1 rRNA gene is annotated in these 254 nt (G+C 53.5%); it reads right to left on the reverse strand.

From position 1 onward, the window contains the following. A 16S ribosomal RNA gene (locus K1I44_RS15640) occupies positions 1–254 on the reverse strand; the annotation flags it as partial.

Here is a 254-nt window from a genome sequence, read left to right on the forward strand (position 1 = left end):
ACATCAGACTTAAGGAACCGCCTGCGCGCGCTTTACGCCCAATAATTCCGGACAACGCTTGCCACCTACGTATTACCGCGGCTGCTGGCACGTAGTTAGCCGTGGCTTTCTCGTTAGGTACCGTCATAGTAACGCCAGTTACTACGTTACTTGTTCTTCCCTAACAACAGAGCTTTACGACCCGAAGGCCTTCTTCGCTCACGCGGCGTTGCTCCGTCAGACTTTCGTCCATTGCGGAAGATTCCCTACTGCTG

Source organism: Anoxybacillus sp. ST4, from assembly GCF_019448545.1.
Taxonomy (GTDB): Bacteria; Bacillota; Bacilli; order Bacillales; family Anoxybacillaceae; genus Anoxybacillus; species Anoxybacillus pushchinoensis.